We start from the raw sequence: 20,639 nt of genomic DNA, 5'->3' as shown, positions 1-20,639 counted from the left end.
TTTTTTTCGCTGCCGGTTACCGCCGCACCGGCGAATACGTCCGGGCTGAACGCCAGCATGCGCAGCAGACCCATCTCAAAACAGATTCGGGTATTGGGCGAATGCGGCATATCCTGCAGACTCTGCACGCATATCTGGTAATACAGCTGAACATCTTCGGCAGCAAAGGCGCCGGCCAGCGACCTGATCTGTTCACGATCGCCTTCGCTGTTGTCTATCGCGTCCGGCATCACCTGTGCCAGTGCCAGACGATGACAGACACTGAGCAATTGTTCCAGCAAGCGGCCATAGTCCGGGTTGTTCTCAGCGCACGCGGCTACTGCCGACATCAGGGCATTGCCATCGCGCTGCGCCAGCGCATCCAGAAAAGCAAACACCGCAGCATGGTCCGGTGTGCCCAGTAACGATGTCACCGCCGCTACCTGCACGCTGCCGCCGCCAAAAGAAATACTTTGATCCAGCAACGTCAACGCATCCCGCATGCTGCCACCGGCGGCGCGGCCAAGCTGCCACAAAGCATCTTCTTCGTAATCTATCTGCTCCGCTGCCAATACCGATTGCAGGTAGGTCACAATCTGCGCCGGTGCCAGATTTTTCAGATGGAACTGCAGGCAGCGCGATAACACGGTTACCGGCAGCTTTTGCGGATCAGTGGTCGCCAGCAGAAACTTCACATGCGCCGGTGGTTCTTCCAGCGTTTTCAGCAAGGCATTAAAACTGTGGGTCGACAACATGTGAACTTCGTCAATCAGATAGACCTTGAATCGGCCGCGTGCCGGTGCATATTGCACGTTATCCAGCAAATCACGGGTATCCTCAACGCGCGTCCGTGAGGCGGCATCGACTTCGATCAGATCGATAAAACGACCTTCACTGATTTCGCGGCAGGCATTGCATTGACCGCAGGGTGTGGCTGTGATGCCCTGCTCACAGTTGAGGCAGCGCGCCAGAATGCGGGCCACTGTGGTCTTGCCCACGCCCCGGGTACCGGTGAACAGGTAGGCGTGATGCAGGCGCTGCTGTTCAAGGGCGTGCGTCAGCGTTTGCAGGACATGAACCTGTCCGGCCATTTCACTGAAATTCTGGGGGCGCCATTTCCTGGCAAGTACCTGATAGCTCATGTGTCGCTGTTAATGTCTGGTGACTGATGGTGAGCTATTGTATTGCAAACAGCGCAGGAGTGACAGGCAGCGGGTGTGTTTGCAGGTGTGTTTTGACGAACGTCAAAAACAGGGTTTTGAGGTGGCACCTCTTGCCAGCCACACCACGGCACATGAGTCTGCTGCTACCGTTGCTCCCTTCCGGGCCTGGCGGGGTTTACAGCGTATCATTGCGCGGGGACCGACAAGAGATACCATAAAATCTGATGTAATGAGGAATCATCAAATCAGGGGCGGCATTATCAATAAATTATGCCGGTTAATCAAGTGCGACCCTACCTGCAAACAGTAAACCTGACGACACCGGCGGGTCTACCGGTCTGTGACACCGACTCAGGGCAGACTCACCGCCATCAGCCGGGTCACCGGCCCTGCGCCCACCGCCATGACGATATACTGTTTGCCATCAACCATGTAGCTCATTGGCGTGCCCATCGGCGGCAGAGGCAGGTCGAGCTCACTGAGCACCTCTCCACTCGTCTTGTCGTAGCTGCGCAGAACCGGGCGACTGCCATCAAGCTGCGCAACAAACAACAACGAACGCGTCAGTAACGGTCCATGGCGGCCGAAACTGCCGACCGGACCGGGATCATCAATACCCAGGTCAATGATGCGCTGACGGATGCCTTCACCGTGCGGCACCATCCAGCGATGCTCACCGGTGTTCAGGTCAATGGCGGTAATGCGCGCATATGGCGGCTTGATCAGCGGCAGGCCCTGCGGCCCCTCGATACTGAAACTGCGATCACGGATGTAACCAAAGTCCGACTCACCCGGTTCGGGTTTACGCAAGCGCACAAATCGCGGCACCGAGAACGAAGGAATATACATGATTCCTGTCTCCGGATCGGTTGCCGCCCCGGTCCATGTGGCACCACCGCTGTAGCCCGGGAAAATGATAACGCCGCGCTCACTGGGCGGTGTATACAGCGGTCCGTAGTCAACATCAGCAATCAGGTCAAGCGCCTGCGCTCGAAGCGCCGGCGTGAAATCGATCAGGGTCGCGTCCGAGATGCCCTGCGGCTCAAACGGCGCGGGCCTGGTAGGGAACGGCTGCGTCGGCGAGCTACGTTCACCGGGCACTGTCGACTGCGGTACGGGTCTGTCCTCTATGGGCCACACCGGCTCGCCGGTCAGGCGGTCCAGAACAAATACGAACCCCTGCTTGGTCACCTGCGCCACAGCCTTGATGTCGCGACCCGCAACGGTGATATCCACCAGATTGGGCGCCGCCGGCAGGTCATAGTCCCATAAACCGTGCCTGACCACCTGAAAATGCCAGACCATCTCGCCGCTGGCGGAGTCCAGCGCCACCAGGCTTTCGGCATGCAGGTTATCTCCCAGACGGTGACCACCGTACCAGTCATTGTTTGGTGTACTGGTCGGCAAATACACATATCCCGTGTCCGGATCAGCGCTCATGGTGGTCCACACATTGGTGGCACCGGCTGTACGCCAGGCTTCATTTTCCCAGGTTTCGACGCCGGGCTCACCGGCCTGCGGAATGGTGTGGAATATCCAGCGCTGTTCACCGGTGCGTGCGTCAAAACCGCGGACATGCCCCGGCGGCAGCTGGTCCTGAAACAGAGGTCCGTCGCTGATCGAGGACCCCACCACCACCATGCCATTGATGATCAGCGGCGGCGAAATCGAACCATACAGCCCGATGCGCGTGTCACGCCCCAGACCCTGTTTCAGATCGATAATACCCTCGTCACCAAAGGATTGGTCCGGCTGGCCGGTGCGCGCATTCAGTGACCACAACAAACCATCATTGGCAGCCATGAAGATACGACCATCACCGCCATCGTCCCACCAGGACACACCGCGGTGATTATTGTTGAAATTGGGGTGCCTGCCCCTCTGCCAGGAGCCGGTATCAAACACCCAGCGCTGAGCGCCGGTAGCGGCATCAATGGCGGCCACCTGACCCAGTGAAGTACTGACATACAGCACACCGTCGACCATGATGGGTGTCGACTTGTACTCACCGGCACTGGCGCGATCGTCCTGCCGGAAAATGGCATTGTCCGGGGTATCCCAGACCCACGCCACTTCCAGTTCGGACACATTATCGGCATTGATTCCGGCCAGTGGCACATACTTGCTGGACGCGGCATCGCTGCCATAGAAACGCCAGTCCTGCTGTCGCAACGGAGCGTCCTGCGCGCTGGCACCAACAACAGCAACAACGCTGAAGGTCAACGTGCAGAGACCCGGCAGCCATGAGTTACGGCAAGGCATAACTCACCACCGACGCTTCGGTGCCACCTCCCAGAGCGATGGCGATATACTGCTTGCCATTCACCATGTATGTCATTGGAGTGGCGCTGGGCACAGACGGCAAATCAATCTCCGCAACCACAGCCCCTGTCGCCTTGTCGAACGCCCGCATCACCGACCGGCCGCCGTCCTGCTGGGCAATGAAAAGCAGGGTTTTGGTCAGCACCGGACCGGTACGCGAGGTTGAGCCGACGGGGCCCGGATCGACAATACCCAGATCAATAATACGCTGCCGCGGGCCCTCACCATGCGGCACCATCCACACATGATCACCGGTGTTCAGGTCAATGGCAGTAATGCGGCCATACGGTGGTTTGGTCAGCGGCAGGCCTTGCGGGCCGTTAACAGAAGTGACGCCACCCCGGGCAAAATCGAAGTCGGACTCGCTGGCATCCGGTTCCACCAGTTGCACGACTATCGGCGACGTTGCCGACGGAATGTACAACATGCCGGTTTCCGGATCGACAGCCGAGCCCTGCCAGCCACCGCCGCCGGCCCAGCCAGGCAGGTTAATGGTGCCGCGCTGTGAGGGCGGTGTGAACAACGGACCGTAGTCGAATTTTTCAATATTTGCCAATGCTTCGGCCCGCAGCGCGGGGGTAAAGTCGACCAGCGTGTCATCGGAAATACCCTGCAGATCGAAAGGCGCAGGCCGGGTCGGATGCGGCTGTGTCGGCGCTGCCTGCTCGCCGGGCACAGTCGAGGCAGGTACCGGGCGATGCTCGATGGGCCACACCGGTTCGCCGGTTTCCCGATCCAGCACGTAAACAAAGCCCTGTTTGGAAATTTGCGCCAGCGCCTTGATGTCGCGACCGTCAACGGTAATATCCACCAGCGTTGGCGCTGCCGGCAGGTCATAGTCCCACAAACCGTGTTCAACCGCCTGGAAATGCCAGACGCGCTCACCGGTCATGCCATCAACAGCCACCAGTGATTCCGAGAACAGGTTATCACCCAGACGATGACCGCCATACCAGTCATTGGTCGGCGTGCCGACCGGCAGGTACACCAGGCCCAGCTCCAGGTCAGCGCTCATCTGCGTCCACACATTGGTATTACCAACAACTTCCCAGGATTGATTTTCCCAGGTGTCATTGCCGAATTCGCCGGCTTGCGGAATGGTGTGAAAAATCCATTCCTGCTCGCCAGTTTTGATGTTGTAGGCCCGGACATGCCCGGGCGGCGCCGATTGAAACGCCGGGCCATCATGAATCGATGAACCCACCACTACCAGATCGTTGAATATCAACGGTACACCCATCATGGTGTAAGCCTGACGATTAATGTCCCGACCCAGGCCCTGGGCCAGGTCTACCTTGCCCTGATCACCAAACCCGGTATCCAGTTCGCCGGTCTCGGCATCCAGTGACCACATATAGGCATCATTGGAGTAAACCAGGATCCGCTCCTCATCACCCTCACTCCAGTACCCCACGCCGCGACTGTTGTAACCCAGATTGGCGGGGCGTCCCATCTCCCAGCCCTTGGTGTCGAACACCCACAGCTCCTCGCCGCTGACACCATCTATCGCCGATACACGGCCAAAGGACGTATTGATGTAAAGCACGCCATCTACTTCAATAGGCGTGGCTTTAAAAGCACCGGGCGTCGCACGGTAGTTCTCTGCGGCATGGTTGGCGGCTACGGTGGCATTGTCAGGTGACTGCCATTGCCAGGCCAGTTCCAGGCTGGCGACATTGTAGTGGTTGATCTGATCGAAGGGGGCATACTTGGTAGAAGACAGGTCGGAGCCATAGTGGGTCCAGTCATCAGCGTCGCTGATTACGCTGAAGCCAAGGGCCAGCGCAGACACTGAAAGGGCCAGGGTCTTGGGTACGGTCATGGTCGGTTCTCTTTATAGTTTTAATTGACGGACCCTTCGATACTACAACAAGATTATCGGGATAGGAATTGTCACGACAGGGGGATTTTGGCAACGTGAGCCCTAACGGCAACCAACGCCAATACAGGACAGGTATCAGCTACTCGTGGTCAGACAGTTGCGGCCCTTTCGCTTCGACGCATATAGCCGACTGTCAGCTTCGGCGATGACATCGTCGACACGGTCATGCTTAGCATGACCGTGCATCAGACCGGCACTGACTGTAACAATGCCGTGTGCTGACTCGGGAAAAGCAATCGCCAGCTCCCGCACAGCGGCCATGATACGCTCGGCGGCGCTGTCAGCAGACTCGGAATCGCCGCGATTAAACAGCACCGCCAACTCCTCACCGCCGTATCGATAAACTCTGTCCTCAGTGCGGATAGCGTCACTGATGGTTTTTGCTATCTGCCGCAGAACCTGGTCACCCTGGGTATGCCCGTAACTGTCATTAAACAACTTGAAATGGTCGACATCAATCAACATCAGATGAAACTCACCATGGCCGGTTCCGGCTTCCCTGCACACGCGCGCCAGGTCACGGTCAAAGGCTCGCCGGTTGTGGATACCCAGCAGGCCATCAAGCAGGCTGAGTTCACGCAAATCACTATTGGCCGCCTGCAGCTCCCGGGTACGCTCCGCTACTATCAGCTCTAGAGTCGCCTGCGCATCGCGAATACTTTCAGCCATGTCATGGAACGTGTTGGCCAACAGCCCCACTTCGTTTCGCAGCTCGCGAGGCAATTTTACCCGCCCATCGGCCACGGCAGCATAGTCACCGCGGCCAATACACCGCGCTGCCTCGCGGAGCTGTTCAAGCGGCCGCTCCGCATCCCGGCGGATGATAAAGCCGATGATGAAGATCAATAACAACAGCAGCACAATCCCGGTCACCAGGACCGCCACCGCCGCCTGATTGGCTGACGCGCGAATCATCGATTCCGGATACACGGAAACAAACCACCAGTCCGGCCCACTCAGCTCGCTGACCGCAAGCCAGGTTCCGCCCACGGAGTTTTGCACTAACGACACAGTGCCCGGATTGCCATCCGTGGCCGCATCAATCAGTTCGTACATGCGGACTATGGCGGGATCGTCAATGTTTTCCGGGGACAACTGCCCTACCCAGCGCCGGTCCGAGGCCGGTTCTGCCGGATGGGCAATCAGGTATCCGTCACTGCGGAAGATCAGATTATAACCCCCGTCCGGCGTGTCCCTGACCAGCTTGTCCATGATCGCTGTCAGTGAGACATCATGACTGGGGTTGATCAGGTGCCTGCCATCAAGATCCAGCGGTACCTGATAGGTCAGCGCCCATTCTTCTGCCGTCTCATCGTAATACAGCCCGCTCCAGCCCGGATCACGGTCCGGGTTCTCAGACTGTTGCATGGAACGGACGACACCCAGTTCGTTCATGGGCAGGTCAGGCGCCGCCTCCAACCCCCAGGGTGTGCCCGGTGCGTACAACGCGATGGCATTTTCGGGAAAACTCACGTGCACATTCTGGAAACGGCTAATCCATGCCGGACCAAGTTGAGCCAACAACCGCACGGACAATACCAGGCGGCGCTGCAGGTCAGGATCATCAATCGACTGGTTGTTGCCGACAAAACTGGTCAGCCCCTCATAATAAAGCCCGTCGTCAGCATACACTCCATCATAATATTCACGACGCATGCGGACAGCATTGTCCTGATCGGTCTCGTAATACGACCAGAAAACATCTTCATCGACTGCAATGTCGGAGGTATAGAGTCGCAGAAATTCGTCACTGAAGCGTGTCATGTTCTCTTTCGCCAGTTCGAAGATGACACTGTCGTTGCGCGCCCGTTCCACGACCCAGTCACTGAGGTTATCCAGCATGCGGGTTTGGGTTCCGGCGTAGATAAAGGTGTACGCCATCATGGTCAGGGCACCAACCACGAGGGAGGCTGCCAGCACAATGCGCAGAAGCACACTGCGCATCAGTGACTTTGATTTTGGTCGTCGGAGCCTGGCCATGGCGGAACGTTCCTGTCTGCGTTGGCGACATAGTCACAGCAGATCTTGTGCCGCGTCAAGCTATACAGGGTAGCGATCGGGCGCCGGTCAATTTGGCGCGGCAATACTTATCTGCTTGTATTTGCCACTGCCCTGATATACAGTTACGCGCCTTGAAACGGTGAGGTGTCCGAGTGGCTGAAGGAGCACGCCTGGAAAGTGTGTATACGGAAACGTATCGAGGGTTCGAATCCCTCCCTCACCGCCATTAAAAGAGTTACCTGCAGCAAAGCGGCCCCCCTTCCTCGAAAAGTTTACTTCAGCCAACCCGGGGAGGGAGACGAACCCGACACAGGGTCGACAAGTTGCGCAGCAACTTGCAACGAGCGCAGCAGCGCGAAGCCCGCAGGGTCAAAACAGCCCTAAGCTGTTTTGATTAATCCCTCCCTCACCGCCATTAAAAGAGTTACCTGCAGCAAAGCGGCCCCCCTTCCTCGAAAAGTTTACTTCAGCCAACCCGGGAGGGAGACGAACCCGACACAGGGTTCGACAAGTTGCGCAGCAACTTGCAACGAGCGCGACAGCGCGAAGCCCGCAGGGTCAAAACAGCCCTAAGCTGTTTTGATTAATCCCTCCCTCACCGCCATTAAAAGAGTCATCTGCAGCAAAGCGGCTCCCCTTCCTCGAAAAGTTTACTTCAGCCAACCCGGGAGGGAGACGAACCCGACACAGGGTCGACAAGTTGCGCAGCAACTTGCAACGAGCGCGCTAGCGCGAAGCCCGCAGGGTCTGAAACAGCCCAAGCTGTTTCGGATTACTAGTTGCACAGCAACTTGCAACGAGCGCGACAGCGCGAAGCCCGCAGTGTCAAAACAGCCCTAAGCTGTTTTGATTAATCCCTCCCTCACCGCCATTACATAATCCAGCTAACGCCAAAGCAGCCCCTCACTGACGCAGCAATCTTGGCAGCGGATACGCGACAATGGCGCCGCTACTGCAGCGCAACGGATTAATCTCCAGCCCTCCGCGACGCAGGAAATTGATACTGACCTGCAGCTTCCGGGGTCGGCACTGTACCGACAGATCCTGAAATATCTGTTCCACGCAATGCTCGTGAAAACCTTCATGCAAACGATAAGATATCAGATAAGACAACAGACTCCTGTGATCTATCTGCTCCCCCTGATAACTGATCACGATGCTGCCCCAATCCGGCTGCGCGGTTATCGGGCAGTTGGAGCGAAACAGGTGGCTGTAAAGTATCTCATTGACATCAGTGCCTGAGTGACAGGTCAGCAGTTGTGGCGAGGGCTGGTAAACAGACGTCGTCACCGTCAGCTCGTCAAGCAGGACAGCGTCAGCCATATCGACCGTATGCACGGCCTGTGCTTCGCTGGTATACAAAGTGACCTGCACGGCAGCACCGGCCACTTCGGCAAGGTCCTGCCCGATCCTCTGGCGCGCCGATTCCGCATCCGTGAAGACATGCTGATTCAGAGAATTGAAATACAGCTTCATTGACTTGGATTCAATCAGACAGGGCGAATCACACGGCACCAGAATATCTGCCAGTGCGACTACCGGCTGCCCGGTTGGCGACAGCCACGACAGCTCATATGCCCGCCAGTGATCAAAACCGGCAAACGGCAGCGCAGCACCCTCGGCAATGCCGATGTTACTGCGATTGGCGGCCCGGGGCACCGGAAATAACAATCCCGGATCATAGGCAGTCGGGTACGCAGTTTGTTTGCCCAGCGGTATCTCAGACATTATCGCGTCACCTTTACCATTCAAATTCAAACGCATCACTACTCCCGGCACCGCAGGAGAAAAGGACTCAGTGGCGCAGCCCGGTTCCGCGGCGAAGCAGTATCAACGCCACGGCAAACAGCACCGCACTGAAAACAACCAGCATAAACAAAGCCCAGTATATATTGACGTCGCTGCTACCCAGGATACCGAAGCGGAACGTGTTCACCATGTACAGGACCGGATTCAAAGCAGAAACCCACTGCCCCGCCGCCGGCAACAATTCAATAGAGTAAAAAACACCGCCCAGATAGATCAGTGGCGTCAGCACAAATGTCGGAATAATCGAAATATCATCAAACGTATTGGCAAACAGTGCGTTGATGAATCCCGCCAGTGAAAACACCATGGCAGTCAGCAGTACTACCAGTATTGTCAGCCACACGTGTTCAATGCTCAATGAGGTAAACACAAACGACATCAGCGTTACGATAATGCCGACGGCCAGGCCCCGTGCCATACCACCAGCCACGAAACCCAGCAGAATGATGTAATTGGGGACAGGTGACACCAGAATCTCCTCAACGCAACGCTGAAACTTGTTGCTGAAAAAAGACGATGACACGTTGGAGTAGGCGTTCTGTATGACAGCCATCATGATCAGCCCGGGCACGATGAAATCAATGTAGTCGTAGCCACCCATTTCACCAATGCGACGACCAATCAGATTGCCGAAGATCAGGTAATACAAACCAATAGTGATGGCCGGTGGCACCAGGGTCTGCAACCAGATGCGGGTAAAGCGCCGGACTTCTTTGACAACAATGGTTTCAAATGCAATGTACTTGTGATTGGCAAACATGTGCGTACCTTTGCTGAACTGCTGATGGATGCTCTGCTGCAAATGCTCTCTAAAATTTATCTACCGGGAATTCAGACGGGACAGGAATAACTCTTCCAGCCGGTTGGTTTTATTTCTCATGCTCTTGATCAGCACGTTCTGCTGGTTAAGCGCCGTGAACAAGGCATTGATATCCCGATCGGTACTCATGGTGACCTCGAAGCTGTGCGAATCAATCCACTGACACTTCACTTCCGGGTCATTAAACTGAGGGGCGGTGGAAATATCGTTGACGGTGTCAAATACCAGCGTCTGCATCGCAAGCTTACCAAGCAGCGCACGCATGCTGGTATTTTCCACGATCTGCCCATGGTCGATGATGGCGATGTTGCGGCACAGACTCTCCGCCTCTTCCAGATAATGCGTGGTCAGAATGATAGTGGTGCCGTTGCGATTGATTTCCTGCAGAAACTCCCACATTGAGCGTCGCAGCTCGATGTCCACGCCGGCGGTCGGCTCGTCCAGAATCAACAGGCGGGGTTCATGCACCAGGGCGCGGGCGATCATCAGTCGACGTTTCATGCCACCGGACAACATGCGGGAGCGGTTGTCACGTTTGTCCCACAGATCCAGTTTTTTCAGATATTTTTCGGTACGCTCACGGGCCAGGGAGCCTTTCAGCCCGTAGTATCCCGCCTGGGTCATAACAATGTCAGCAACTTTTTCAAACTGACTGAAATTGATCTCCTGCGGCACGACACCCAAAGATTGCTTGGCTTCATAAACATGACTGGCGACGTCTTTACCGAATATTTTAATCGTGCCGTCACTGGCATTGACCAGTGTCGAAATGATGCCAATGATCGTGGACTTGCCGGCACCGTTTGGACCCAGCAAAGCAAAGAAATCGTTTTCTTTGACATCCAGATCGATGCCCTTCAGGGCAACATGCCCATTGGCATAGGTCTTGCGAAGATTACGGATGGAGATGGCATTTTGTGAATCGGCATGTGACATGGTCGCTTCTCAAATTCCAAAAAAAAAGCCTGGCAAAAGCCAGGCTTACAAAATGGCGTCCCCTAGGGGTTTCGAACCCCTGTTGCCGGGATGAAAACCCGGTGTCCTAGGCCTCTAGACGAAGGGGACAGAAAAAATTTTCCTGCCTTATTGCAGAAAGCGGCGCGAATTTTAGTTAGCTTCGTCGTCGCAGTCAAGATTTATTTTGTCTATTTTCGTTGCCACATGTTTTGGCGAAACGTCTCAACAGACAGCGCGCGCATAATAACAAATCTGTCATGCAGGTGATAGTATTTTGTGTATCTTCTTTTACCGATTCACCTCAACAAACAGTTATAGTAACTTGCTGCCAGCAAAGTCCCGCGATCAGGGGTACTGGCTGCATGGACACGGAGACATTACCCATGATGGTTATCGTTAGCCTTATCCTGGCACTACTATTGCTGGCAGGCATTATCTATGCACTGCGCCATCACCAGGAACGCAGGCGGCAAGAGCTGGTGGCGCGGGAACAACCCCTGCCCCCACTCAAGACCCCCATGGCAGTATCCGAACCGGCTGTGACGGTGACTGTCGAGTCCGCCCCGGAGGCTGCTAACGCGGACTGGCGCCAGCGGTGTCAGGCACTCAGGGACCAGGGACGTTACCAGGAGGCAGTGTCCACTTGCCGGCAGGCGTGGCCACAATGGCAAAGCTTCGAGCATGCCGCGCGCGTCATGCGTGCCGCCATTCGTAACCCGGACACAGACTCTGCGACGCGCCAACAATGGCTGCACGCACTGTTCAGGCTCGCCGCCCACGCCAGTTTTTTGCACGACAGGGTCGAGGGACTGCCTGACCCCATCCCCAGGCTGCTGGCACAGCAATTTGATGCGCAAGAGCTTGACGCACTGGATATGCCCTGGCCGGAAATCGGTTATCGGGAGCTGCGGCTGCTGACCAAATCTGATCGCAAGCAACTGGCAAAACTGCTGGGCGAGCCGGCAGCCCATCAAAGTGCACGTATTTTTCACCGCAAACGATGGTTAGCAGCTATCTCTTGACCATTTTAGGGCCAGTGTGAGAGCCTATTGACAAAGATGTCAGTTTAGTCTTCGCCAGCTCTGCCAGCATTTTTCGGATGCACTGTCTCCATCCTCTAATGCTTTCGGGCAATTGGCCGACACTTCTCAGCAGGATACAATGGTTAGCAGGAACCCAAGGATCACTGGAATGACCTTCACTGACAAGCGAAAGCGTTCGCGCACACCTGATATCGAGCCAGGCCTGCTCGAACAGGGTATTGCCCAGCTAAACATGGAAATTCAGATTCTGACCGATTGGCTGGAGAATCTGGATGCCAGTGATACCGAACTGAGAGTCTCCTACAAAGACATGCTGCAAAGCCGCAAGGAAATGTTGCGCTCACTCGAAGCGCAAAAATCCGAACTGAACGCGGCCCAGTCATCACGCTCCCGCTAGTCACCTGCCGCCCGAGCGTTGAGCCTCAACGCAACTCTGCTAAACTCTGCCGTCCGTCGCAAGTACTATCAGGAACCATCATCATGTCCGAACCATCACCACAGATGCCCTCACCACAGCAACTGACAACCATGCTGTCACTGCAGGCAGCGATGAACCACAAGGTCGATCCCGACTGGATCAAGGCTGCCTATCCCTATTTAAGGGCAGTTGTCGTGGAAGCAGCCGAGGCTATCGAGCACCATGGCTGGAAGTGGTGGAAGAAGCAGAGCCTGGACATGGCACAACTGCAAATGGAAGTCATCGACATCTGGCACTTTATTCTTTCCGAAATCCTGTTGCGACAGCAAGGTGATGAAGCCGCCGCCAGTGATCATCTGCTGCACAACTGCCGCGATGGCGGCAACGAGGTCATTATTTTTGACGGCCGGTCCTACTCGCTCGCAGACCTGACACTATTGGACAAACTGGAATTATTGACCGCGCTGGCGGCTGCCCGCCGTATCGAAATCGTCGTATTCGCGGCCATCATGCGGGATTGTGGTATGAGCTGGGATGATCTGTTTGCACAATATGTGAGCAAGAACGTGCTCAACTTTTTTCGCCAGGATCATGGCTACAAGGACGGCAGCTATCAGAAAATATGGCACGGCAAAGAGGACAACGAACACCTGGTAGAGGTCATGGCCACACTGTCAGCAACCGCCGACGGCTACCCTACCCAGCTGTATCAGGCGCTCAAACAACGCTACCCGGCCTGAGCCGGGTCAGCGCGCCCCGAAGCAGTCAATCACCGACCGCTTGCCCCAAAACCTCACTGGAAATAGGCATTCTCGCGGTTACTGTGGTCAGTGACGTCGCGCACACCGGTCAATCCGGGCACGTTTTCCACCAGGGTTTTTTCCACGCCCTCTTTCAGCGTGACATCAACCATGCCACAACCCTGACAGCCGCCGCCGAATTTGAGCACGGCAATGGAGTCATCAACTATCTCTTCCAGACTGACCACGCCGCCGTGCGAAGCCAGAGACGGGTTGATTTCGTTATACAGGACGTAATTGATGCGATCCTCCAGCGGACTGTCATCACGTATTTTGGGTAAACGCGAGTTCGGTGCCTTGATTGTCAGTTGACCGCCCATGCTGTCCTTGGCGTAATCCACCACCGCGTCTTCCAGAAACGGAATGCTGCGGTTTTCCACCCAGGCATCAAAATGGGCATAGGATTTACGCTCGTCTTCTTCCTTTTCCTCACCAGGACGGCAAAACGAGATACAGGTTTCTGCCTTGGGCGTACCCGGATCCAGTATAAACACCCGGATACCGATGCCCTCACAATCCTGTTTTTTCAGCAGTTCTGCCAGGTATTCCTGTGCGGGTTCTGTGATCGTGACCATAAATACGGCGCGCCTCTTCTCTGACTTGATTCTGACATTGAGTCTTGCTGTCGGTTAATAGCCGACTATTTTACTCGGTTATTATCTAATTTGCAGCTCCCCCTACCGAAAAGACACAAATTTATCCGGGACGGCTCCGCTTCTGGTAGAATTGCGCCTCCTTGAAATTCGCCACAACATTGAAATCGGCTGCCACCAGACAGCGTCGCCGGTGAACCGAACTATGGAACTGACCATGAAACAACATCCCGCTTTCGCCACTCTCCGCCAAGCCCTCAGCCAGCGCATACTGGTGCTTGATGGCGCGATGGGCACCATGATTCAGGCGGAAAAGCTGCAAGAGGCGGATTTCCGGGGTGACCGGTTTCAGGATCATGCCAGTGACCTGGCCGGCAATAACGACCTGCTGACGCTGACGCGACCGGATGTGATCCGCAAAATTCACCATGCCTACCTTGATGCCGGCGCCGATATCGTAGAGACCAACACCTTCAACTCGACAGCGGTTTCACAATCAGACTATGGGCTACAGGCCATTGTCCGCGAGCTTAACGTCGAGGCGGCAAGACTGGCACGCGAGTGCTGTAATGCCGTCACCCGGCAGGATCCGTCACGGCCGCGCTTTGTCGCCGGCGTCGTCGGACCGACCAGCCGCACTGCATCGCTGTCCCCGGACGTCAACGACCCTGGATATCGCGCCACCGATTTTGACGCCCTGGTCGCGGATTATGAAGTCGCGGTTGAAGGCCTTATTGAAGGCGGTGCCGATCTGTTGTTGATCGAAACCATTTTCGATACGCTCAACGCCAAGGCCGCTGCGTTTGCGGCTCACAGCACCATGGAGCGGCTGGGCATCGAGCTGCCCATCATGATTTCCGGCACCATTACCGATGCCAGCGGCCGCACCCTGTCCGGCCAGACCGTTGAGGCTTTCTGGAATGCGCTGTCACATTCACGCCCACTGTCCATCGGTTTCAACTGCGCGCTGGGCGCCGCGCAACTGCGTCCCCATATCGAGGAAATCTCGCGCCTGGCCAACACCTTTGTCTCGGCGCACCCCAACGCCGGCCTGCCCAATGAGTTTGGGGAATACGATCAAAGCGCGCGCGAAATGGCTGAAATTGTTGAAGAATTCGCCGCCAGCGGCTTCCTTAACATTATCGGCGGCTGCTGTGGCTCATCGCCGCAGCACATCCGCGCCATAGCCGACGCCGTCAGCAAATACCCGCCCCGGGTTATTCCCGAAATCGAGGTTAAATGCCGGCTCAGTGGTCTGGAAGCCTTCAATATCGCAGCCGACAGTCTGTTCGTAAACGTTGGCGAACGCACCAATATCACCGGCTCACGCAAGTTTGCCCGACTGATTCTGGAAGGCCTGTATGACGAAGCTCTGGACGTGGCCCTGCAACAGGTCGAATCCGGCGCCCAGGTTATCGACATCAACATGGACGAAGGCATGCTGGATTCGCGCGCAGCGATGGAGAAATTCCTGCGCCTGATCGCTGCTGAACCGGATATCAGCCGGGTTCCGGTGATGATTGACTCTTCCAAGTGGGAAGTCATTGAAACCGGCCTGAAAAACATTCAGGGCAAAGGTATCGTCAACTCCATCAGCCTGAAAGAAGGCGAAGAAGACTTTCTTGCCAAGGCCCGACTGTGCCGGCGTTATGGCGCCGCCGTTGTGGTAATGGCGTTCGATGAAAACGGCCAGGCCGACACCCTGGAGAAAAAACGCGCAATCTGCAAACGCAGCTACGACCTGCTGGTCAGCGCGGTCGGCTTTCCGCCCGAAGACATCATTTTTGACCCCAATATCTTTGCCATCGCCACCGGCATAGACGAGCACAACAATTACGCCGTCGACTTTATCGAAAGCTGCAAATACATCCGTCAGAATCTGCCACACGCCCTGATATCGGGCGGCGTCAGCAATGTCTCGTTCTCGTTCCGTGGCAATGATCCGGTGCGCGAAGCAATTCACTCGGTGTTCCTGTTCCACGCCATCAAGGCCGGGCTCAACATGGGTATTGTCAACGCCGGTCAGTTGACCGTGTATGACGAGATTCCGGCCGACCTTAAAGAACGCGTTGAAGACATCGTACTCAACCGCCGCCCCGATGGCACTGACCGGCTGATGGAGATCGCTGCCAAATACAGCGGCACCAGCAGCAATGAGTCCACCGAAGATGTTGCCTGGCGTGACGCGCCGGTGGGCGAGCGTATCACCCACGCGCTGGTCAAAGGCATCACCCGTTACATTGACGATGATACCGAAGAAGCCAGACAGCAATTTGATCGCCCTATCCAGGTCATTGAAGGCCCGCTGATGGACGGCATGAATGTGGTGGGCGACCTGTTCGGCAGCGGCAAGATGTTCCTGCCCCAGGTGGTGAAAAGTGCCCGCGTCATGAAACAGGCGGTGGCGTATCTGTTGCCTTATATCGAAGCCGAGAAATTAAAATTCGAAGCGGCCGGCGGCGAATCCAAAGCCAAGGGCAAAGTGTTGCTGGCCACGGTCAAAGGCGACGTCCACGACATCGGCAAGAACATTGTCGGCGTGGTGCTGGGTTGCAACAACTACGACATTGTCGACCTCGGCGTGATGGTGCCCTGCGAGAAAATTCTGCAGGCGGCCAAAGAACACAAGGTGGATATCATCGGCCTCAGTGGTCTGATCACACCGTCGCTGGATGAAATGGTTCACGTTGCAAAAGAGATGCAACGACTTGATTTTAAAGTACCCTTGCTGATTGGCGGGGCCACCACTTCAAAAGCGCACACGGCAGTAAAGATCGAACAGAACTACACCAACAATGCGACCGTGTACGTGCCCGACGCCTCACGCAGCGTCACCGTAGTGAGCAACCTGCTCAGCGACGAAACCCGCGACAGCTTTGTCGCCGGCGTCAAGGCCGAGTACGACACCGTGCGTGCGCGCACCTCCGGACGTGACCAGCGCAAGAGCCTGCTGCCCTTTGCCGAGGCCAATGCCAACGCTGGCGATTTCAGCTGGGGTGACAAGACCATCACTGCACCCGCCTTTACCGGTGCCAAAGTGCTGGACGATTATCCGCTGGAGAAACTGGTGCCCTACATCGACTGGACACCTTTTTTCATTACCTGGAGCCTGGCCGGCAAATATCCGGCGATTTTGCAGGACCCGGTTGTCGGCGAAGCGGCGCGCGACCTGTTCGCTGACGCTCAGGCCATGCTGAAAAAGCTGATTGACGAAAAACTGCTGCGCGCACAAGGCGTGTTCGGCTTCTGGCCGGCCGCGCGCACGGGCCGCAATGACGTCACCCTGTACGCCGACAGCGCGCACAAGGACAAGCTGCATACCTTCAGCTTCCTGCGCCAGCAGGCCGCCAAAGCCGACAATATTCCCAATCTGTCGCTGGCGGACTTTGTCGCCCCGGGCGACCACCAGACCAGTGACTATGTCGGCGCTTTTGCCGTCACTACCGGTATCGGCGCCCAGGAATTGGCAGAGCGCTACGCCGCTGAAAACAATGACTACAACTCATTGATGGTCAAGGCCCTGGCAGATCGTCTGGCAGAAGCCTTCGCGGAGCATTTGCATGAGCGCGTGCGCACCGAATACTGGGGCTACGCGCCGGACGAAAAACTTGATGGCGACGCCCTGATCAAGGAGAAATACCGCGGTATCCGACCGGCTCCCGGCTACCCTGCCTGCCCGGAACATTCCGACAAGGTTGCCATTTTTGATCTGCTGGGTGTGGAAAACGCCATCGACATGCAATTGACCGAGAGCTTCGCCATGCTGCCGGCTGCGGCTGTCAGCGGCTTCTACTTCGCGCATCCCGAATCGCGCTACTTCTCCGTGGGCAAGATCAATGACGATCAGGTCGCTGATTTTGCCGAGCGGCGTCAACTCAGCGATGAAGATGCACGTCGCCTGCTACGACCCAATCTGCTGGATTAGCTTATCGATAAATTGAGTTATTACACTTAAAACTTATTGATACAATAGATAACTAGCGAATATTCAGCGGTCGCCGGCCAACCGGCGACCGCTGCCGCTTTGGAGGGTATATGTCCCGATTAGACGAACACAGAGACGAGCAAGGACAGACTGACACTGCCGACAATCAGACAGAAGAGACGCTTAAACAGGAAGACCGCAACCGCGGGTCATTGTCATTCTGGCAGACTCTGGTTAGCGTAGGTCAGGCCAGTTTCGGGGTGCAGAACCAGAAGAACAAGGAGCGCGACTTCGAGAAAGGCTCGATTAAAGGCTTTGTCGGCGCCGCACTGATCTTCACGGTTCTGTTTGTACTGACACTGGTTATTATTGTGAACGTGGTGCTGGACTGAGCCGATAGGGCTCAGCTGGCGACGTAGAAAACCACCAGTCCCACCACGATGACAACCAGAGAGAAAATGGCCAGCGCGTCGACACGGCTGTTGGCCTGGATTTCTTCTTCAGTGAGGACGATCGCTGATTCGTGATTAGTCATATTTGCTCTCTCAAGACAGTTCAGTTGGCGTTCGGTTGAAGTCGGACAACGCGGTTGCAGTAACAAGACTTTCGGAGGCGCATTTTAATGACTTCCGGCACAGAATCAAGATATTCAGCACCAACCACCAGACAAAATTAGCAGGCGGCAAGACAATACTATGTATCGATATGATAACTACGATCACCAGATGCTGGCAGATCGGGTAGCACAATTCCGTGATCAGACCAGCCGTTACCTCGCCGGCAAGCTCAGCGACGCCGAGTTCCTGCCCCTGCGTTTGCAGAACGGCCTCTATGTTCAGCGCCTGGCACCCATGCTGCGCATTGCCATCCCTTATGGCATGCTCTCCTCCACCCAGATGCGCAAACTGGCCCACATCGCGGATTACTACGATAAAGGGTATGCGCACCTGACCACCCGACAGAACATTCAGTTCAACTGGCCGGCGCTGGCTGAGGTGCCCGATATTCTTGAGCATCTGGCCGAGGTCGAGATGCACGCCATCCAGACCAGTGGCAACTGCATTCGTAACACCACCACTGACCAGTTTGCCGGCGTGTCTGCCGATGAGGTAGAGGATGCCCGCGCCTACTGCGAGATTATTCGCCAGTGGTCGACCTTCCATCCCGAGTTCGCCTACCTGCCACGCAAGTTCAAGATCGCCGTGTGTGGCACCCGGCGCGACCAGGCCGCTACCCAGGTCCACGATATCGGGCTGTACATCGTGCGCAACGACGCTGGCGAGATCGGTTTCCGGGTACTGGTCGGTGGCGGGCTGGGCCGTACCCCGGTTATCGGCAGCGAGATCCGGGAATTTTTGCCGCAACAGCACCTCCTGTCCTATCTGGATGCCATATTGCGGGTATACAACCGCGAAGGTCGTCGCGACAACAAATACAAAGCGCGCATCAAGATTCTGGTCAAGGAGACCGGCGTCGACACTTTCCGCGACAAGGTCGAAGCCGAGTGGCAGGCCATCAAGGACGGTCCGATGACGCTGACGCAGGCTGAAGTCGAACGTTGCCGTGCATTCTTCCATGATCCCGCCTACAAGGATTTACCCGCGCACAGCGATACGCTGACACAGGCATTGAACACAGACCTGCTGTTTGCCGCCTGGTATCAGCAGAACGTGGCAGCACACAAAAAGACCGGTTATGCCATTGTCACCATCTGCGTGAAAAAGACCGGTTTCGCGCCAGGCGACCTGGACTCCGCTCAGATGCGCTTCGTCGCCGACCTCGCCGACAATTACAGCTTCGGTGAAATGCGCATCGCGCATACCCAGAACATTGTCTTCGCCGATGTGGCAGCAGACGCGCTATATCAGCTTTGGCAGGATCTGAAAACGCATGATCTGGAAGCCGATAATCTGGGCCTGCTCAACGATATGATCTGCTGTCCGGGCGGTGATTTTTGTGCCCTGGCCAATGCCAAATCGATTCCCATTGCCGAATCCATCCAGCGCCGCTTCAGTCATCAGGAACTGCGTGATATCGGCGCTGTGTCCCTCAACATCTCTGGCTGCATGAACGCCTGTGGTCACCACCATGTGGGCAATATAGGCATTCTGGGTGTCGACAAAAAGGGCGAAGAATATTATCAGGTGTCGCTGGGCGGCTCTGCCGACAACAACACCTCACTGGGTAAAATTGTGGGCCCGGCGTTTTCGCAGGAAGAAATTCCCGTGGTCATCGAAAAAATCGTTGCGGTCTACAAACAAAGTCGTGAACCGGAAGAAGCATTCCTGCACACCTACCAGCGCATTGGCATGGAGCCGTTCAAGGATGCGCTCTATGGAAGCAAGACCGGAGAGACTAAAGACGCCGGCAGGAAAGCCGCAGGAGCACAATCATGAGCGCTACACTTATCAAGGACGGCAGCATCTGCAGTGACAACTGGTTTTTACTGGCTGCAGACACACTGGGCGACACGCAGGCAGACAAACTGGCGCAGCATGACGGTGACAACATCATTGTGCCGCTGAGCTGCTGGCTTGAAATTGGCGAGCAACTGCTGGCGCGACCGGGAAAAACCGGGGTCTGGCTGCAAAGCAATGAAACCCCCGCCGCGTTGGCAGCAGATCTGTCACGGCTGCCATTGATTGCGTTGAACTTCCCTGTTTTCAGTGACGGCAGAGCCTACTCCAGCGCCCGCGAGCTGCGCCAGAATATGGGATTTGAAGGTGAGCTGCGTGCCATCGGTGATGTGCTGCGCGACCAGCTGTTCTACATGGCGCGATGTGGCTTTAATGCCTTTGCCCTGCGCGAAGATCAGGACGCGGAAACTGCGCTGGCCGCCCTTGATGATTTCAGGGAGGCCTACCAGGCCAGCGTCGACCGGCCGCAACCGCTGTTTCGCCGCCGCGCCTGATATGACCCGGACCTGT

Annotated in this window: 16 protein-coding genes, 2 tRNA genes and 1 other RNA gene; 8 read left to right on the top strand and 11 right to left on the bottom strand. The window is 56.2% G+C overall.

Going from position 1 to position 20,639, the window contains the following annotated elements:
* The 5 genes from dnaX to ENH71_RS05870 form a co-directional block, all read right to left on the bottom strand.
* A partial coding sequence (gene dnaX, locus ENH71_RS05890; protein WP_294137620.1) for a DNA polymerase III subunit gamma/tau occupies positions 1–1,121 on the bottom strand: 1,121 nt, incomplete at its 3' end.
* Positions 1,122–1,250: 129 nt separating this feature from the next.
* Positions 1,251–1,347: signal recognition particle sRNA small type (gene ffs, locus ENH71_RS05885), an RNA gene on the bottom strand.
* A 146-nt stretch (positions 1,348–1,493) separates the two neighbouring features.
* Complete coding sequence (locus ENH71_RS05880) at positions 1,494–3,404, bottom strand: pyrroloquinoline quinone-dependent dehydrogenase (RefSeq protein WP_294137617.1); 1,911 nt, start codon at positions 3,402–3,404, stop codon at positions 1,494–1,496.
* Positions 3,391–5,286 (bottom strand): pyrroloquinoline quinone-dependent dehydrogenase, encoded by a 1,896-nt coding sequence (locus ENH71_RS05875; RefSeq protein ID WP_294130023.1) that lies wholly within the window; start codon positions 5,284–5,286, stop codon positions 3,391–3,393. Before ENH71_RS05875 ends, ENH71_RS05880 begins: the two co-directional genes overlap by 14 nt.
* A gap of 135 nt (positions 5,287–5,421) precedes the next feature.
* Positions 5,422–7,326, bottom strand: coding sequence for a sensor domain-containing diguanylate cyclase (locus ENH71_RS05870; protein WP_294130025.1), 1,905 nt, complete (start codon positions 7,324–7,326; stop codon positions 5,422–5,424).
* Positions 7,327–7,485: 159 nt separating this feature from the next.
* On the opposite strand from ENH71_RS05870, the gene ENH71_RS05865 reads away from it, so the two are divergent.
* Positions 7,486–7,573, top strand: a tRNA-Ser gene (locus ENH71_RS05865).
* Positions 7,574–8,250: 677 nt separating this feature from the next.
* Here the strand turns inward: ENH71_RS05865 and queF are convergent.
* From queF to ENH71_RS05845, 4 genes are all read right to left on the bottom strand, one after another.
* Positions 8,251–9,075, bottom strand: coding sequence for an NADPH-dependent 7-cyano-7-deazaguanine reductase QueF (gene queF, locus ENH71_RS05860; protein WP_294130027.1), 825 nt, complete (start codon positions 9,073–9,075; stop codon positions 8,251–8,253).
* Positions 9,076–9,142: 67 nt separating this feature from the next.
* Complete coding sequence (locus ENH71_RS05855) at positions 9,143–9,916, bottom strand: ABC transporter permease (RefSeq protein ID WP_294130028.1); 774 nt, start codon at positions 9,914–9,916, stop codon at positions 9,143–9,145.
* 60 nt (positions 9,917–9,976) lie between these two features.
* Entirely contained in the window at positions 9,977–10,912 is a 936-nt protein-coding gene (locus tag ENH71_RS05850) for an ABC transporter ATP-binding protein (RefSeq protein ID WP_294130031.1), read from the bottom strand.
* 53 nt (positions 10,913–10,965) lie between these two features.
* Positions 10,966–11,041 (bottom strand) — tRNA-Glu (locus ENH71_RS05845).
* A gap of 275 nt (positions 11,042–11,316) precedes the next feature.
* On the opposite strand from ENH71_RS05845, the gene ENH71_RS05840 reads away from it, so the two are divergent.
* The 3 genes from ENH71_RS05840 (at position 11,317) to ENH71_RS05830 (ending at position 13,134) form a co-directional block, all read left to right on the top strand.
* Entirely contained in the window at positions 11,317–11,955 is a 639-nt protein-coding gene (locus ENH71_RS05840; protein ID WP_294130033.1) for a hypothetical protein, read from the top strand.
* A gap of 169 nt (positions 11,956–12,124) precedes the next feature.
* Entirely contained in the window at positions 12,125–12,373 is a 249-nt protein-coding gene (locus tag ENH71_RS05835; RefSeq protein WP_294130035.1) for a hypothetical protein, read from the top strand.
* Between the two features lie 83 nt (positions 12,374–12,456).
* Complete coding sequence (locus ENH71_RS05830) at positions 12,457–13,134, top strand: dUTP diphosphatase (RefSeq protein ID WP_317622331.1); 678 nt, start codon at positions 12,457–12,459, stop codon at positions 13,132–13,134.
* 53 nt (positions 13,135–13,187) lie between these two features.
* On the opposite strand, the gene nfuA is transcribed toward ENH71_RS05830, so the two are convergent.
* Positions 13,188–13,769 carry a Fe-S biogenesis protein NfuA gene (gene nfuA / locus ENH71_RS05825; protein ID WP_294130037.1) on the bottom strand — a complete coding sequence of 194 codons (582 nt, stop codon included), beginning with the start codon at positions 13,767–13,769 and terminating at the stop codon, positions 13,188–13,190.
* Between the two features lie 235 nt (positions 13,770–14,004).
* On the opposite strand from nfuA, the gene metH reads away from it, so the two are divergent.
* Together metH and ENH71_RS16160 are read left to right on the top strand one after the other, a co-directional pair.
* Complete coding sequence (gene metH, locus ENH71_RS05820; protein ID WP_294130039.1) at positions 14,005–17,712, top strand: methionine synthase; 3,708 nt, start codon at positions 14,005–14,007, stop codon at positions 17,710–17,712.
* Between the two features lie 110 nt (positions 17,713–17,822).
* The gene (locus ENH71_RS16160; protein WP_294130040.1) at positions 17,823–18,104 is read left to right on the top strand and encodes a DUF2970 domain-containing protein; all 282 of its coding nucleotides are present in this window, start codon (positions 17,823–17,825) and stop codon (positions 18,102–18,104) included.
* An 11-nt stretch (positions 18,105–18,115) separates the two neighbouring features.
* On the opposite strand, the gene ENH71_RS05810 is transcribed toward ENH71_RS16160, so the two are convergent.
* Positions 18,116–18,247 carry a hypothetical protein gene (locus ENH71_RS05810; RefSeq protein ID WP_294130042.1) on the bottom strand — a complete coding sequence of 44 codons (132 nt, stop codon included), beginning with the start codon at positions 18,245–18,247 and terminating at the stop codon, positions 18,116–18,118.
* A 160-nt stretch (positions 18,248–18,407) separates the two neighbouring features.
* Here ENH71_RS05810 and ENH71_RS05805 point away from each other — a divergent pair, with 160 nt between their 5' ends.
* Together ENH71_RS05805 and ENH71_RS05800 are read left to right on the top strand one after the other, a co-directional pair.
* Positions 18,408–20,108: a nitrite/sulfite reductase gene (locus ENH71_RS05805; protein WP_294130046.1), complete on the top strand. Its 1,701-nt coding sequence runs from the start codon at positions 18,408–18,410 to the stop codon at positions 20,106–20,108.
* Positions 20,105–20,623 (top strand): DUF934 domain-containing protein, encoded by a 519-nt coding sequence (locus ENH71_RS05800; RefSeq protein WP_294130047.1) that lies wholly within the window; start codon positions 20,105–20,107, stop codon positions 20,621–20,623. Before ENH71_RS05805 ends, ENH71_RS05800 begins: the two co-directional genes overlap by 4 nt.
* Positions 20,624–20,639 lie beyond the last annotated feature (16 nt).

It is taken from the genome of Pseudohongiella sp. (assembly GCF_011050365.1).
In the GTDB taxonomy this organism is placed as follows: domain Bacteria; phylum Pseudomonadota; class Gammaproteobacteria; order Pseudomonadales; family Pseudohongiellaceae; genus Pseudohongiella.
This window is presented reverse-complemented; position numbering and strand designations above follow the sequence as displayed.

Bases quoted from the DNA above. Each gene is read 5' to 3' on its own strand.
- ENH71_RS16160 (WP_294130040.1), top strand. From the start codon at position 17,823: ATGTCCCGATTAGACGAACACAGAGACGAGCAAGGACAGACTGACACT.
- ENH71_RS05870 (WP_294130025.1), bottom strand. From the start codon at position 7,326: ATGGCCAGGCTCCGACGACCAAAATCAAAGTCACTGATGCGCAGTGTG.
- ENH71_RS05850 (WP_294130031.1), bottom strand. From the start codon at position 10,912: ATGTCACATGCCGATTCACAAAATGCCATCTCCATCCGTAATCTTCGC.
- ENH71_RS05840 (WP_294130033.1), top strand. From the start codon at position 11,317: ATGATGGTTATCGTTAGCCTTATCCTGGCACTACTATTGCTGGCAGGC.
- ENH71_RS05875 (WP_294130023.1), bottom strand. From the start codon at position 5,286: ATGACCGTACCCAAGACCCTGGCCCTTTCAGTGTCTGCGCTGGCCCTT.
- ENH71_RS05805 (WP_294130046.1), top strand. From the start codon at position 18,408: ATGTATCGATATGATAACTACGATCACCAGATGCTGGCAGATCGGGTA.
- ENH71_RS05800 (WP_294130047.1), top strand. From the start codon at position 20,105: ATGAGCGCTACACTTATCAAGGACGGCAGCATCTGCAGTGACAACTGG.
- ENH71_RS05835 (WP_294130035.1), top strand. From the start codon at position 12,125: ATGACCTTCACTGACAAGCGAAAGCGTTCGCGCACACCTGATATCGAG.
- ENH71_RS05855 (WP_294130028.1), bottom strand. From the start codon at position 9,916: ATGTTTGCCAATCACAAGTACATTGCATTTGAAACCATTGTTGTCAAA.
- ENH71_RS05830 (WP_317622331.1), top strand. From the start codon at position 12,457: ATGTCCGAACCATCACCACAGATGCCCTCACCACAGCAACTGACAACC.
- queF (WP_294130027.1), bottom strand. From the start codon at position 9,075: ATGTCTGAGATACCGCTGGGCAAACAAACTGCGTACCCGACTGCCTAT.
- ENH71_RS05810 (WP_294130042.1), bottom strand. From the start codon at position 18,247: ATGACTAATCACGAATCAGCGATCGTCCTCACTGAAGAAGAAATCCAG.
- metH (WP_294130039.1), top strand. From the start codon at position 14,005: ATGAAACAACATCCCGCTTTCGCCACTCTCCGCCAAGCCCTCAGCCAG.
- nfuA (WP_294130037.1), bottom strand. From the start codon at position 13,769: ATGGTCACGATCACAGAACCCGCACAGGAATACCTGGCAGAACTGCTG.
- ENH71_RS05880 (WP_294137617.1), bottom strand. From the start codon at position 3,404: ATGCCTTGCCGTAACTCATGGCTGCCGGGTCTCTGCACGTTGACCTTC.